This is a genomic window from Bacillus sp. FCW2 (genome assembly GCF_021228595.1).
In the GTDB taxonomy this organism is placed as follows: Bacteria; Bacillota; Bacilli; order Bacillales; family Bacillaceae; genus Bacillus; species Bacillus velezensis.
The window spans coordinates 958,296-972,924 of record NZ_CP089436.1 but is presented as its reverse complement, the minus strand read 5'-3'; the positions used below and the strand labels follow the sequence as shown (position 1 = coordinate 972,924).

Sequence of the window (14,629 nt, the reverse complement as noted above, 5' to 3'; positions counted from 1 at the left end):
TGAGATACTATTTTACAACACTTAAAAGCTCTTTTTGGGCTTTCCAGCCGGATTCCGAACCCGACGTTTCCAGTTCTTTCAGCGCTTGAAGCACGGCCTCTTTCTGCTTTTTGTCAGCGGCGTCTGCACCGTCTGCCGCTTTTGCCGCTTCAGCCACTTCCGTTTTTGAAAGATCTTTGCCGGTAATCGCTTTGGCGGAGAGCTCAGATGCTTGTTTAAAAGAGTCTTCCAGTCCTGAATCGACCGCAAAGCTGAGCTCTTTACCGCCCCAAGCCTCAAAATCATGGTCTATCAGTGTCTGACCCAATTGCTGTGATAAGCTTTTTTCCGCTGCAAGCCCGGCGATCACGTATGTGTATCCGTCTTCTTTAGCCAATGAGACGGCCGAGTATCCTTTTTCAGTCAGCTGGTCAACAAGCGTTTGCGCTCCTTTTTCTGATGAAAATTTTCCGGCCTGCACCGCATATGTTTTATAGTTTCCCTCTGAAGATTCCGCATCTCCTGTGCCGGCTGTTTCAGATTTGTCTTTAGAAACATCTCCCGCTTTCGCCGTCTGCCCTTGTGAACCTTTGTCAGCTGATGCCGGAGCGGAGGCTTCTTTACTTCCCGACATATTTAAGGCGACAAGGCCGAGCCCGGTGCCTAAAACAGCCGCAACGGCAATTGTCGTGACCGCTTTTTTAACTGGAGAAGACGGCTGCTTTTTTTTCGGAAAATGAGGGCCTGTTTTTTTCTTCTGGTATGGCGGAACGACTTTCGGGTCATCTTCAAATACCTCAGAATTCTTCTCATGATCCCAATTGAAATCTTCTTCTTTCGGATCTTCATGGGATGCGGCGGTCTCCTGCTCCGCCTTTTTTGTTTCCTCCCAATTTGAAAATGTGACGGTTTTCTCCCCGCCTTCTTTCACATCTTCTTGTCCATACATCGTTTCTTCTTGTCCGTTAATGGTTACTTTAAGGGCATTGTTTTTTGCTTTGCTGTGCTTTTTGCTCTTCCTTTTTTTCAACGTCTCTTCCCCCTTGCATTCATCTTGGCCGTACCTTGAACTGATCATGGTTCACACTTTAGCATAGGCGAAAAAAAAAAGAACAAGACTTTTGTCGTCTTGTCCAAAAAACGTTCGCCAAATTTTTTAAGCTCCGCCTGAAGCGAGCTTGATGTAAAACGAAAACAGCTCTTCTCCGTATAAATAACTCAAAGCGCTCCCGGCTGAGATGGCCGGCGCAAACGGAAATGGCTGCTTTTTACCAAGCCTGCCCCGGGCTGCGGCGCACATACCGTATACGGTTCCGATCATAACGGAAAGAAAGAATGCAATGAGCACGAGCTTCACGCCGAGCGGCAGGCCGATCACCCCAAACAGTTTCACATCACCTGCGCCGATGCCTCCTTTACTGACAAACATGATAAAAACAAGCAGAAAAAATCCGCAAACGGCTCCGGCAAACCCTGCATACCATGTATCCAGCGGAGAAAACATACGGCCGGCAATGAAAAGCGGAAGAAAAAACAGCAGAACCTTGTCAGGAATCAGCATATATTGCAGATCCGTCACGGTAACAATCATGAGCAGAGACAGAAATAACAGCGCGACTAACAGTTCTTTTGAGAAACCGAAATGAATGCCTGCAGCCGTGAATAAACACGCCGTCCAGCATTCCGCCGCCGGATACATAACCGACAGCTTCGCACGGCAGTTTCTGCATCTGCCTCTTTGCAGAATATAGGAAACGACGGGCACAAGTTCCCCCCAGGAGAGCGGCAAGCGGCAAAACGAACAGGCTGAACGCGGCGAAATAACCGAGATTCGAAGCGGGATACGGCACGCTGCTGTATAAAAAAAAGAACCGAAAATCAAGCCGAGAAAAAACAGAATCAAAAGCACTCAGACCACACCTTTACTATCAATCTGGCTCAGATTATAGCAAAGAAAAACACCATGACTGAAATGGCTGAAAATATATTTTCAGCATAAAAACACCCGGCAAAACCGGAAAAGGGTCTGCCGGGCATCCGAGGGGCTGTCAGATAAGCCGCTTTCTCATTTCTGAAATAAAATATAAGGAGCCGGTAATGATGATGACATCATCCGCCCCGTCTTTTTGTTCTATCCATTCTTTCACACTGTCTGGGTTCTCATCGAAGCTCTTAGCCGCAAGACTGCTTGCATTGTAAAGGGCTTCGGCGCTTGAAGCACGCGGAAAGTCAAATGATACAAAGTGAATGGAGTCCGCTTCGGTTTCAAGCTTTTTAATCATTTCCTGATACGGTTTGTCTTTTAATGCGCTGAATACGACATGAACGTTTTTATCGGCAAAGCGCTGCCTGATCGTTTCTGTCAGTGTGTCAACGCCTTCTTCGTTATGTGCGCCGTCCGCAAACACTAAAGGGCGGCTTTGAAGACGTTCAAACCGGCCCGGCCATGAAGCTTTTTCCAGACCGTTTCGCATTGCTTCTTCAGAAATGACTGCGGCTCCCAGACGATTCATCCATTCAGCGGCCAATATCGCCAATGCCGCATTCTGCCTTTGGTGAATGCCGATCAGCGACGTTTGAATGTTTTCATAGCATTTCGTTTCCGTTTCCAGCGAAAAGCTTTCACCGGACGGAAGCGCCGCTTCATTAAACAGTCTGCACGTTTTATATAGTGACTGATACGGAGCCTGCTTTTTTTCGGCTTCCGCTTCAATAACGCCGAGTGCTTCCGGCTGATTGACGCCCGTAATGACCGGAATGGAATTTTTAATGATACCGGCTTTCTGCCCGGCGATCTCCTCGATGGTATTGCCTAAAATGGCCATATGGTCATGTCCGATACTTGTAATGACCGACAGGAGCGGTTTCACAATATTGGTTGAATCAAATGTGCCGCCGAGCCCCGCTTCAAAAATGACAAAATCGATATCAGCCCGCTTCGCAAAATATAAAAATGCACACGCTGTAATGATTTCAAATTCTGTCACCGTTCCGGCATCGGTCTTATCAAGCTCATCGACTATCGGTTTTATGTCATTAACGAGCGTTCTCCATTCCTCATCAGAAATCGGCGTGCCGTTGACGCTGATACGCTCATTAAACGTAATAATGTAAGGCGATGTGAACGTGCCGACCGTATAACCGGCTTCTTGAAGCACGGAACGGATAAAAGCGACGGTCGATCCTTTGCCGTTTGTGCCCGCCACATGAATGGCGCGAATGTTCTTTTCCGGGTGTTCCAGTTTTTCCATCAGCTTTTCCATACGGAGCAGGCCCGGCTTAACGCCGAACTTGAGTCTGCCGTGAATCCAGCTGATCGCTTCTTTGTACGTATTAAACAATGAAATCCCCTCTTTTATACGACAAGGCGGTTTCTTAGGAAACCGCCCCGCTGTTTTATCAGCCTTTCAGCTCTGCAATCCGCTGCCGGACAGCTTCGCGTTTTGCCGTGTAGTCTTTCTCTTTTCCGCGTTCTTCTTCAATGACATGTTCAGGAGCTTTTTTAATGAATCCTTCGTTGCCGAGTTTTTTCTGAACGCGTTCGACCTCTTTTGTCAGCTTGTCGAATTCTTTTTGCAGACGGGCGATCTCCTCATCAATGTTAATCAGCCCTTCAAGCGGCAGAATGACTTCCGCTCCGGTGACGACCGCTGTCATCGCTTTGTCTGCCGCAGTGATATCCGTCCCGATTTTCAGCGTGCTCGGATTCGTAAAGCGTTCAACGTAAGAACGGTTCTTCTCAAGGCGGCCGGCAATGTCTTCGGTAGATGTTTTAATGTAAAGCTCAACCTGCTTGCTCATCGGCGTGTTGACTTCGCTCCGGATATTGCGGACAGAACGGATTAATTCGACGAGCAGTTTCATATCCGCCGCTGCCTCTTTATCCGTATGTTCCGGCACCGGAACCGGCCAAGAGCTGATCGTGATTGACTCGCCTTCATGAGGAAGGTGCTGCCAGATTTCTTCCGTTAAGAATGGCATAAACGGGTGAAGAAGACGCATCGTCTGGTCAAGCACGTATGCCAGAACAGAACGGGTTGTTTTCTTCGCCGCTTCATCTTCCCCGTACAGCGGAAGCTTCGCCATTTCGATATACCAGTCGCACACATCGTCCCAGATAAAGTTGTACAGGTGGCGTCCGACTTCACCGAATTCATAACGATCCGCAAGCTGGGTTACATCTTCAATCGTTTCATTCAGTCTTGTGAGAATCCACTTATCAGCAACTGATTTTTCACCGGACAGATCAAGCTCGTCATACGTCATGCCGTCCATGTTCATTAATGCAAAACGGGAGGCGTTCCAAATTTTATTTGCGAAATTCCATGTGGATTCCACTTTTTCATAGCTGAAACGGAGATCCTGTCCCGGTGAACTTCCGGTTGCCAGGAAATAGCGCAGGGAATCCGCTCCGTACTTGTCGATGACATCCATCGGGTCCACGCCGTTCCCAAGGGATTTACTCATTTTTCTGCCTTGCTCGTCACGGATTAAGCCGTGAATCAGCACGTCTTTGAACGGACGCTCGCCGGTAAACTCAAGGCCTTGGAAAATCATCCGGGATACCCAGAAGAAAATGATGTCATATCCCGTTACAAGAACATCGGTTGAGTAATACCGCTTAAAGTCTTCAGCGTTTTCATCAGGCCAGCCCATTGTAGAAAACGGCCAAAGCGCGGAGCTGAACCATGTATCAAGCACGTCTGAATCCTGTTCCCAATTTTCACTGTCCTCAGGCGCCTCAAGGCCGACGTACACTTCTTTTGTTTCTTTATGATACCAAGCCGGGATGCGGTGGCCCCACCACAGCTGACGGGAAATACACCAATCACGGATATTTTCCATCCAGTGCAGGTACGTTTTCTCGAACCGGTCAGGAACGAAGTGAACTTTCTCTTCTTTTGACTGAAGGTCAACCGCAGCATCGGCCAGCGGCTGCATTTTGACAAACCATTGTGTGGACAGGTACGGCTCAACAACGGCGCCGCTTCTTTCACTGTGGCCGACAGAATGCATATGGTCTTCGATTTTAAAGAGAACACCGGATTCCTGAAGATCTTTGACGAGTTTTTTGCGGCATTCAAACCGGTCCATGCCGTTATATTGCAGCGCTTTTTCATTCATTGTTCCGTCTTCATTCATGACGAGAATCCGCTCTAAATTGTGGCGGTTTCCGAGTTCAAAGTCATTCGGGTCATGGGCAGGCGTGATTTTAACAGCGCCTGATCCGAATTCCATATCAACATAATCATCGCCGACGATCGGAATTTCGCGGTTTGTAATCGGCAGAATCACTGTTTTGCCGATTAAGTGCTTGTAGCGCTCATCTTCAGGATGAACCGCGACAGCCGTGTCGCCAAGCATCGTTTCCGGACGGGTGGTCGCGATTTCAATTGAGCCTGAACCGTCTGCTAACGGGTAGCGCAAATGATAAAACGCGCCCTGTACGTCTTTGTAAATCACTTCAATATCGGATAAAGCCGTTTTTGTGGCAGGGTCCCAGTTGATGATATATTCGCCTCTGTAAATCAAGCCTTTCTCGTACAACTTGACGAATACTTCACGCACGGCTTTGTTCAGCCCTTCATCAAGAGTAAAACGTTCGCGTGAATAATCGAGTCCGAGTCCCATCTTGGCCCATTGGCTGCGGATGAAATCAGCATACTCTTCTTTCCACTTCCACGTTTCTTCTAAAAACTTTTCACGGCCGAGGTCATAACGGCTTGTGCCCTGTTCGCGGAGTTTCGCTTCGACTTTTGCCTGAGTGGCGATGCCGGCGTGATCCATGCCCGGAAGCCAGAGCACGTCATAGCCCTGCATGCGTTTCATACGCGTAACGATATCTTGCAGCGTCGTATCCCACGCATGTCCGAGGTGCAGCCTGCCCGTCACGTTCGGCGGCGGAATGACGACAGAATACGGCTGTTTCGTTTGATCGCCGCCCGCTTCAAAATATTTTCCTTTCAGCCAAAAATCATAGCGGCCTTTTTCAATCGCAGACGGATCATATTTTGTCGGCATTGTTTGTTCATTTGTATCCATGATAACCCTCCAGCATGTTTAGAAATGGCTGAGCAACTAAAAAAGAGCCTTCATCCTGATAAAGGACGAAAAGCTCTTTCGCGGTACCACCTTTTTTCATGAACAGATTTGTTCATGCACTTAAACGGATAACGGGTGCGGCCCGAATTTCTCTACTGTATGTTCAAGAAATTATGCTCCCGGGCGACCTTCCAATGAGACGGCATAAGAAGCCTTTCAGCACAGTAGCTTCTCTCTCTTCATGCGTCTTTCTTGTACTCTTCCCGTTCAAAGCAGGTGTATTTATATCAGCTCATGATCTTATTTATTATGTTCTTTATTATAGTAAAAGTGTTTTTGATTCGTCAATCATCTTTTCCAAAAACCGCTGCCGTCATACATAAATGGGCATGCACCCCGCCCTTTCCCTTACATACGATACATAGAAAGGCGAATGTGAGGAGGAATTGCCCGTGAGAAAAAAATTCAATTCTTATTCGCTCCCCCAGTGGGCCAGACAGGTCCGCCTTGTATCCGTGCAAGTCATTATCCCGATTACGATCTTTCAGGGGATCAGGACGATTTTCTTTCCGACGACTTTTGATGTCCTGCTGCTTGCCATCCTGCTGTTTTTAGCGTGCGCCCTGCATTTGGAATGGATATAAAAAAACGAGTCCCGTTATGAAGAGGACTCGTTTTCCGCTTTTATTTTTTTCTCCCGCTCAATCTGATGAACCTTCATGAGAAAAGGCTCAACATTTTTCATCTGCCAAAACGCTCTTAATAATTGCGTGCACTCTTCTTTTTCAGAGCCCCTTTGGCCGGTCTGATACCGTTTCAGCACTTTGTACATGGCGGACGGATAAGCCATATAGCTGAGAAACAGGCTGATTTCCGCTTCACGGAGCGGGAATGATTTGTGATACGTATAAAACCAGTCCAGACACTCCGGGCATGCTTTCGGATAGCTTCTGAACATTCTGGAGTAAAAGCCGAGCAGGTCGTTTTGCGGAGGGGCCAGCGCAGCTTTCTCGAAATTCGTGAAAAAGCCCGATCCCGCATCATTATACAGAAAGTGGCGGCTCGATAAGCTGCCGTGGTTGATCACCGCTCTCGTCTTGTCATGGTCCTTTGCCGCCTCAAACCATTCTTCCAGACGTTCCAGAGCAAAATTGACGGCGGAAACCGTTTCTGTAAGATACGTAACTGCCTGCAGTTCAAAAGGTGAAAGGTACCACTCTTTTTCCGCCCGGTCGGCGAATTGTTCATAGACAAGCTTATCATTTTCCCAATCTCTTTTCGTTGCTTCATAAAAGCCGCTGATATCCTCAGTCCGGATTTGGATGTCCCGCACAGTCGCGGAGTGGAGCTTCGCGACCTCTTTAAAAAGGTAAACATGTTTTTGATCCCGTTCTTCTTCCTGATCGTACTGAAGCCAAGGCATTAAATAATAAGAATTCTCCGTCTGTCTTCCCGCAAAAAAATCGCCGGCATACGTGCGGCAGATCGGCACAAACGAACGGTAGCCTTTCTCCTCAATCTCAATCATAAGATCCGTAAATTCACTGCTGCGGGCCGGCTTGAGCTGTTTCAAAGCAAAAATGCCGTAGTTTGAGTAGACCTTCCAAACATGCGGGCTGACAGGCTCAATATACTCTGCCGCCAGCCCGTATTCCTGAAGCACTGATTGGACTGCTTCCATTCCATTCACCACATTTTTACGGCCTCTTTGTGCTTACGCATGGCTGTTATTATATTCAGGTATATACAGAAGCTGACCTTCTTCAAGCTCGTCATCAAACGATAAAGCATTCGTTCTGATGAGCTGCTGGGATGTTATGTCATATCGTTCACACACCCGGTCGATAGTATCTTGCTGCTGTACGATACAAATTTTCATTCTTGAAAACTTTTCTTCTTCCCTTGTAAATAATTTTGTCAAGTAATGAGAGTTGTCATTTTCCTTCTGCTCGGTTCCCGGTGCCGCTTCTTCATTCTTTCTTTCAGACTTAAGCGGCTCAGGCGGTTCAGCTTGCGCCGGCTCCTCAGGCTGCAGTTTGGAAAACTGAAATGACAAATCGAGAGGCTTCCCGGTTTCCTCCTCCGGCTGCGCCATCTTCCTTACCTCAATTTCAAACCCTTCTTCATCATGAGCCTCTTCTTCAAGCAGCTTAGGAGCGCTGTAAAACTCCTCTTCCTGCCGTTCCGGAACGAACTCGCGATAAACGGGCGCCTGCTCTTCTTGAAAAACCGCAGGCTCATCTTCGTCTTCTGCCGCCTCATGATCACTCTGACGGAGAAGCGGCTCGGCTTCTGGCTGTTCTTCTTTTTGAAGGAAGGGCTGTTCCGCAATTTTTGGTTTTTCCGCATGCGGAGTCAGAGTGAACGCAGGGAAAACCGGCTCGTTATCATCTTTTGGCTCTTCCTGCACTTCTGCTGAATCATCCTCAAATACAGGTTCATTCCTCACAGCCGACATGATTGCAGGCTCCTCAGCTTCTTCCGGCTCTTCTTCGTGTTGAAAGGAAACGGGAGGAGGAGGCTCAGTAAAGGAAACAGGTTTCGGCACCTCTTCCTGCTCCCTCAGAATCGGGGCAGTCTCATGCTCTTCTTCTTCCTGCTCCCTCAAAATCGGGGCAGTCTCCGGCTCTTCTTCTTCCCGCTCCCTCAAAATCGGGGCTGCTTCCTGCTCTTCTTCCCGCTCCCTCAGAATCGGGGCAGTCTCCGGCTCTTCTTCTTCCCGCTCCCTCAAAATCGGGGCTGCTTCCTGCTCTTCTTCCCGCTCCCTCAGAATCGGGGCAGTCTCCGGCTCTTCTTCTTCCCGCTCCCTCAGAATCGGGGCTGCTTCCTGCGCTTCTTCTTCCCGCTCCCTCAGAATCGGGGCAGTTTCTTGCTCTTCTTCTTCCTGCTCCCTCAGAATCGGGGCAGTCTCCGGCTCTTCTTCTTCCTGCTCCCTCAGAATAGGGGCAGTCTCCGGCTCTTCTTCCTCCTGCCTGAGTAAAGGCGGAGTTTCTTCCTCGTTCTTCTCGGTTTCTTGTGCTGCTTCTTCTGATACAGTCAAAGGTATTTCAGGCTCATGGCGTATCATTAATTCTGGTTCGTTTTCGTCCTCAGAATAATGTCCGGCAAGATTGATCATTTCTTCTCTGGCAAATTCAGGCGCCACGTACAAAGGGATCTCCGGCTCTTTTGGCTCGGATTCCTCAAGCAGCCCTTCAATTGCCAAATCAGCTTGAATGGTTAAGATCCTTGAATCCGTCAGCTGATAATCAAAGGCATCAATAAATACGAAAACATCATTGAGGTGGCTCACTTTATTTTTCGGAATCGTGATGTCCACCGGGAAACAATGAATGAGCTCGGCCGTGCCATCCTCCCTCGCCCTCACTTCCTCTACATGCCTCAGCTCCCTATCAAGCTCTTCAAAATGACTGCTGTGATCTATGTTGTACTCGCCAGTAAGTTCTAATGATCCTTTAATTGAGACATAATCATTTACTTCCTGCACCCTGATGTCAGGGTCTAATGAAATCGAAAGTAATTCAGAAACTTCCTGTCCTTTTTGGAAACAGATTGATTCTTCAACAGAAAATTGCAATCGGTGATTATGCGGCAAGTTCATATCCTCCTTTCATCTAATCCATACAATTAGATGTCACTAAAGGTGTATGCCGCAATCCGGGAAAATATGATAATGGAGGCATTGAAAAAAGCCGATACAAGTCTTGCTTGCATCGGCTTTTCGTTATCAGCGGCTGATCGCCTGGAACACTTTCTCAGCGGCTTGAATGGTTTTTTCAATATCCTCCATTGTATGCGCAGTGGAGAGAAACAATCCTTCAAATTGAGACGGCGGCAGAAATACGCCTGCGTCGGCCATCCCTTTATAATATTTGGCGAACAGCTTTAAATCAGAAGATTTGGCTGCTTCATAGTTAATGACAGGCTCATTTGTGAAAAAGAAGCCGATCATGGAACCCGCCCGGTTAAACGTGTGCGGAATGCCATGTGCTGCAGCTGCTTTTGAAATGCCTTCTTCAAGCATATCGCCTTTTTTCACAAATTCTTGGTAAGATTCAGGTGTGAGCTGCTGTAGCGTCTCAAGTCCCGCTGTCATGGCAAGCGGATTTCCTGACAATGTTCCCGCCTGGTAGATCGGACCGCTCGGCGCGATTCGTTCCATAATGTCAGCTTTTCCGCCATACGCACCGACAGGAAGACCGCCGCCGATGACTTTGCCGAGACACGTTAAGTCAGGCGTCACGCCGAAATACCCTTGCGCACAGTTATAATCCACGCGAAAACCGGTCATGACCTCATCAAAAATGAGCAGCGCGCCATACTGTTCCGTAATGTCGCGAAGTCCTTGTAAAAAGCCTTCCTGCGGCGGAACAACGCCCATATTGCCTGCTACCGGTTCAACAATGACCCCGGCAATATCTTCACCGTACTCCCGGAATGCGAGTGCAACGCTTTCCAAGTCGTTGTATGGAACGGTAATCGTATTCATTGCTATTCCTTCCGGCACGCCCGGGCTGTCCGGAAGGCCGAGTGTCGCCACTCCGGATCCCGCTTTGATCAGCAGCGAATCGCCATGGCCGTGGTAACAGCCTTCGAATTTCAAAATTTTGTTGCGGCCGGTATATCCTCTTGCCAGACGCAGGGCGCTCATTGTCGCCTCTGTGCCGGAGCTGACCATCCGCACGATTTCAACAGACGGCACACGGTCAATGACCAATTTGGCCAGTTCGTTTTCCACCTCAGTAGATGCCCCGAAACTTGTCCCGTTCTCGGCTACTTTTTTCAGGCTTTCAACGACCCGGTCATTTGTGTGGCCCAAAATGAGCGGCCCCCAGCTCAGGACGTAGTCGATATATTCATTGCCGTCAATATCAAAAATTTTCGATCCTTTTCCGCGCTGCATAAAGATCGGGTCCATATCAACTGATTTAAACGCGCGCACCGGGCTGTTCACTCCGCCCGGCATCAGTTTCTGCGCTTCTTTAAAAGCGGCTTTTGATTTTTCATAGCTTCTCATCTGCCTCAGCTCCCGTCAAATGAAATCGTTACTCAGCAAGCCATTTTGCTGCGTCTTTTGCATGATACGTCATAATCAGATCGGCTCCTGCACGTTTCATGCTCGTTAAAATTTCCAGCACCATTTCTTTTTCTTTAATCCAGCCGTTTTGGGCTGCCGCTTTCACCATGGAATACTCCCCGCTCACATTATATGCGACCAGCGGCAGGTGATGGCGGTTTTTCACATCACGCATAATATCTAAGTATGACATAGACGGTTTGACGATTAAAAAGTCAGCGCCTTCTGCCGCGTCTGATTCAGCCTCACGGAGCGCTTCCAAGCGGTTGGCCGGATCCATCTGATATGTTTTTCGGTCTCCGAACTGCGGCGTGCTGTCAGCCGCGTCGCGGAACGGACCGTAAAATTCACTTGAATATTTCACGGCATAAGACATGATCGGAATATTCGTGAATCCTTCTTTGTCGAGCGCTTCTCTGATCACTGTGACAAAACCGTCCATCATATTTGAAGGAGCGATGATGTCAGCGCCTGCTTTGGCCTGGCTGACGGCTGTCTGCGCCAGCAGCTCAAGCGACTCGTCATTTAAGATTTCTCCGTCTTTCACGACGCCGCAATGGCCGTGATCCGTGTATTCACAGAGACACGTATCAGCGATTACGATCATTTCAGGATAATGCTTTTTAATTTCAGCAATCCCTTTCTGCACAATGCCGTGATCGTGAAAAGCCTGGGTTCCGCAGGCGTCTTTTTCTTCCGGCACGCCGAAAACGATGACCGACTTAATGCCGAGCGATATCAGCTCAGCCATTTCATCCTTTAACAAATCGAGTGATACATGATAAACCCCCGGCATGGAAGGAACTTCTTTTTTTCCTTCAAGTCCTTCAACGACAAATAACGGGTAAATAAAATCTGAAGGGTGAAGACGTGTTTCTTTTACTAAATCTCTCATCTCAGCGTTCGCGCGCAAACGGCGGTGTCTGTTAAATGTTTGATTCATCATTATCAATCCTTTCCCGACATGCTGCACATGACGTCCAGCATGCCTTCAATCGTATAGATGTCAGGCACATGGGATGAGATCCCGTATTCCAAGAGCGCTTTCTCTGTCAAAGGGCCGATGCTGATATAGCTCGCACCGCTGTTTTCCCACGCTTTTTCTCCGTCTCCGACCGCGTGCATAAACGTATGCACCGCCGATGAGCTGGTAAACGTAATAAAATCAAAATGAGAGCGGGATGCAGCCCGTCTCAGCTCGTCCATGCCTTTTTCATCCTGAATGGTATTGTATAACACCCATTCCCTTATTTGATAGCCAAGCGGCTCAAGCTCCGCTTTTATGACATCGCGTGATAAATTGCCCTTTATCACTGAAATGGGTTCGGCAGCTGATGCGTGCCGTTTTAAAGTATCAGCCAGACATTCCGCCACATACTCGTCAGGCATCGCATCCGTCCGGGCTCCCCGCTCTTTCAGGGCGCGCGCAGTCTTTTCACCGACGGCTGCGATTTTTTTCCGTCCCGAAAGCGCAAGACCGTGCCGATCAAGATAGGAAAAAAAGAACCGGACACCGTTTACGCTTGTAAACACAAGCCATCCCGGCTCAGAAAGGTCTTCCCGGAGACTGTCCGCACATTCATCCGGGAGCGCTTCCTGAAAAGCGATCAGCGAAGCGGAAACAGCCGTTCCGCCGAGCGCCTCCACTTTTTTTCGGAACGGTGCGGCCTGTCTTTTGTTCCGGGTGACAAGCACGGTCTTTCCTTGTAAAGGAAGGTCATTTGCCATCCTGATCGAGCTCCTGTTTCACGCTGTCGATTAATGCTTTGGCTCCTTTTTCAGACATCATCGCCGCACAGCGTTTCCCGATTTCTTCCGGATCATGTCCCGCCGCTGTTTCTTTATAAATCGTCTTTCCGTCCGGAGACGCGACAAGACCGACCAATTCAACCTCATCCCGGTCATTGACGGACGCATACCCGGCTATCGGCACTTGGCAGCCGCCTTCCATCGCGTGTAAGAAAGCCCGTTCGGCTGCCACCGTGCGCTGCGTATACTCATCGGTAAATTGCGCAAACAGCTTCAAAAGCTCCTCATCCGACTCTCTGCATTCAATGGCAAGAGCGCCTTGGCCGACCGCAGGCAGACAGCGGTCCGGTTCGAGAAATTCAGATACGACATCATCTTTCCAGCCCATTCTCGAAAGTCCCGCAGCCGCTAAAATAATAGCATCGTAATCTTCCGTTTCAAGCTTTTGAAGTCTCGTATCGATATTGCCTCTGATCCACTTAATTGTAAGATCAGGGCGTTCAGCAAGAATCTGGGCGCTTCTTCTTAAACTGCTGGTGCCGATGATGCCCCCTTCTTTTATGCCGTCCAGCTTTTGATGCCCCTTTGAAATCAGCGCATCACGCGGATCCTCACGTTTCGGTATGCAGCCTATGACAAGACCCTCAGGCAAAACGGCGGGCATGTCTTTCATGCTGTGAACCGCCATATCAATCTCCTGATGCAGCAGCGCCTGTTCAATCTCTTTGACAAACAAACCTTTGCCGCCCACTTTTGACAGTGTAACATCAAGGATGCGGTCGCCTTTTGTGACAATCTCCCGGATTTCAAAGTTATAGGAAGGGTTCAATTCCTTCAGTTTGTTAATCACCCATTTTGTCTGGGTCATAGCCAGTTTGCTCCGTCTGGAACCTACCTTAATCGTTCTCATTTTCTTTCCTCCCGAATCTGTTTGGGCGCGTGCGTTAACTGAACCAATGGAATTGCGACAGGCTTCCGAGCAGGAAGTAATTAATCATCAGCACGAGAAAACATGCTGAATTCCATAACGCCGCCACTTTTCCCTGCAGTTCCTTAATCATTCTGATATATAAATAGTAGCTGTATAAAAGCAGCACAATAAACGAACCGAGCACTTTTGAATCAAACCAGTACAGCGTTTCCAGCGACACATACGCCCAGATCACGCCTAATATCAGGCTCAACAGCAGCATCGGAACCCCGATGACATTTAAAACGTAAGCCATATAATCAAGTTTTGACAAATCTTCAATTCTCAACAGCCATTTTCCCCACTTTTTCTTCTTTAATAAAGAATATTGAAACTGATAAAGAAGCGAAAAGACAAAAGAAAGGGAAAAAGCGCCGTAAGACAGAATCGCCATTGTAATATGAATGACCAAAAGCTCTGAGACCAGCTGGCCGGAAAAAGCGGCCGAATGCTGATCCGTCGGTGAAAACGTATGGATCGCAATCATCGAGAAACCGATGACATTCGTGAAAAATACGATAAAATCAACGCGCAGAATCTGCGTGACCACAAGTGAGAGCGTGACAAGCACCCACGCATAAAAGTAAAGGGCCTCTGTAATATTCAAGACCGGAAATCTGCCCGTCTGCCACATGAAATAAGAAAGATAGACGGTTTGCAGAGTCCAGACAATAGAAAGCAACCAGAAGGCCATTTTCCCAGCCTTCCGGTTGTGTTGAAGAAAATCTATAAAGTAAAAAAGGACGCTTACTGCATAAATAACAATTGTCGCTTCATTAAGTCTTGCCATTGCTGTATCAATCATACAGCCC

The 14,629-nt window shown here is 48.2% G+C and carries 12 protein-coding genes and 1 other annotated feature; of the genes, 1 reads left to right on the top strand and 11 read right to left on the bottom strand.

Features of this window, described 5'->3' with window-relative positions; all coding sequences use genetic code 11:
• Positions 1 to 7: 7 nt before the first annotated feature.
• From K3G25_RS04855 to K3G25_RS04840, 4 genes are all read right to left on the bottom strand, one after another.
• A complete protein-coding gene (locus K3G25_RS04855) occupies positions 8 to 1,009 on the bottom strand; it encodes an SPOR domain-containing protein (RefSeq protein ID WP_031378909.1) in 1,002 nt (333 codons plus the stop codon).
• Positions 1,010 to 1,135: 126 nt separating this feature from the next.
• On the bottom strand, positions 1,136 to 1,888 hold the full coding sequence (locus K3G25_RS04850; RefSeq protein WP_129090980.1) for a prepilin peptidase: 753 nt from the start codon (positions 1,886 to 1,888) through the stop codon (positions 1,136 to 1,138).
• Positions 1,889 to 2,027: 139 nt separating this feature from the next.
• Positions 2,028 to 3,320, bottom strand: coding sequence for a bifunctional folylpolyglutamate synthase/dihydrofolate synthase (locus K3G25_RS04845; RefSeq protein ID WP_154817585.1), 1,293 nt, complete (start codon positions 3,318 to 3,320; stop codon positions 2,028 to 2,030).
• A 58-nt stretch (positions 3,321 to 3,378) separates the two neighbouring features.
• Positions 3,379 to 6,021 (bottom strand): valine--tRNA ligase, encoded by a 2,643-nt coding sequence (locus tag K3G25_RS04840; protein ID WP_014418550.1) that lies wholly within the window; start codon positions 6,019 to 6,021, stop codon positions 3,379 to 3,381.
• Between the two features lie 58 nt (positions 6,022 to 6,079).
• Positions 6,080 to 6,301 (bottom strand) — a binding site (T-box leader).
• Between the two features lie 172 nt (positions 6,302 to 6,473).
• Here K3G25_RS04840 and K3G25_RS04835 point away from each other — a divergent pair.
• Complete coding sequence (locus K3G25_RS04835) at positions 6,474 to 6,665, top strand: hypothetical protein (RefSeq protein ID WP_003152639.1); 192 nt, start codon at positions 6,474 to 6,476, stop codon at positions 6,663 to 6,665.
• Between the two features lie 14 nt (positions 6,666 to 6,679).
• Here the strand turns inward: K3G25_RS04835 and ysxE are convergent, their stop codons facing one another.
• The 7 genes from ysxE to K3G25_RS04800 form a co-directional block, all read right to left on the bottom strand.
• A complete protein-coding gene (gene ysxE / locus K3G25_RS04830; RefSeq protein ID WP_109567375.1) occupies positions 6,680 to 7,702 on the bottom strand; it encodes a spore coat protein YsxE in 1,023 nt (340 codons plus the stop codon).
• A gap of 33 nt (positions 7,703 to 7,735) precedes the next feature.
• Positions 7,736 to 9,616 carry a LysM peptidoglycan-binding domain-containing protein gene (locus tag K3G25_RS04825; RefSeq protein WP_232489610.1) on the bottom strand — a complete coding sequence of 627 codons (1,881 nt, stop codon included), beginning with the start codon at positions 9,614 to 9,616 and terminating at the stop codon, positions 7,736 to 7,738.
• Between the two features lie 132 nt (positions 9,617 to 9,748).
• A complete protein-coding gene (hemL, locus tag K3G25_RS04820; RefSeq protein ID WP_014418553.1) occupies positions 9,749 to 11,038 on the bottom strand; it encodes a glutamate-1-semialdehyde 2,1-aminomutase in 1,290 nt (429 codons plus the stop codon).
• Positions 11,039 to 11,066: 28 nt separating this feature from the next.
• Entirely contained in the window at positions 11,067 to 12,041 is a 975-nt protein-coding gene (hemB, locus tag K3G25_RS04815; RefSeq protein WP_029973366.1) for a porphobilinogen synthase, read from the bottom strand.
• A gap of 5 nt (positions 12,042 to 12,046) precedes the next feature.
• The gene (locus K3G25_RS04810; protein ID WP_014418554.1) at positions 12,047 to 12,826 is read right to left on the bottom strand and encodes a uroporphyrinogen-III synthase; all 780 of its coding nucleotides are present in this window, start codon (positions 12,824 to 12,826) and stop codon (positions 12,047 to 12,049) included.
• Positions 12,816 to 13,757, bottom strand: a complete 942-nt coding sequence (gene hemC / locus K3G25_RS04805; RefSeq protein ID WP_012118114.1) for a hydroxymethylbilane synthase — start codon at positions 13,755 to 13,757, stop codon at positions 12,816 to 12,818. The genes K3G25_RS04810 and hemC overlap by 11 nt, the downstream gene beginning before the upstream one ends.
• A gap of 34 nt (positions 13,758 to 13,791) precedes the next feature.
• Entirely contained in the window at positions 13,792 to 14,622 is an 831-nt protein-coding gene (locus K3G25_RS04800; RefSeq protein WP_007408154.1) for a cytochrome c biogenesis protein, read from the bottom strand.
• Positions 14,623 to 14,629 lie beyond the last annotated feature (7 nt).

Coding starts and splice junctions, on each gene's coding strand:
- K3G25_RS04840 (WP_014418550.1), bottom strand. CDS start 6,021: ATGGATACAAATGAACAAACAATGCCGACAAAATATGATCCGTCTGCG.
- ysxE (WP_109567375.1), bottom strand. CDS start 7,702: ATGGAAGCAGTCCAATCAGTGCTTCAGGAATACGGGCTGGCGGCAGAG.
- hemL (WP_014418553.1), bottom strand. CDS start 11,038: ATGAGAAGCTATGAAAAATCAAAAGCCGCTTTTAAAGAAGCGCAGAAA.
- hemB (WP_029973366.1), bottom strand. CDS start 12,041: ATGAATCAAACATTTAACAGACACCGCCGTTTGCGCGCGAACGCTGAG.
- K3G25_RS04810 (WP_014418554.1), bottom strand. CDS start 12,826: ATGGCAAATGACCTTCCTTTACAAGGAAAGACCGTGCTTGTCACCCGG.
- hemC (WP_012118114.1), bottom strand. CDS start 13,757: ATGAGAACGATTAAGGTAGGTTCCAGACGGAGCAAACTGGCTATGACC.
- K3G25_RS04800 (WP_007408154.1), bottom strand. CDS start 14,622: ATGATTGATACAGCAATGGCAAGACTTAATGAAGCGACAATTGTTATT.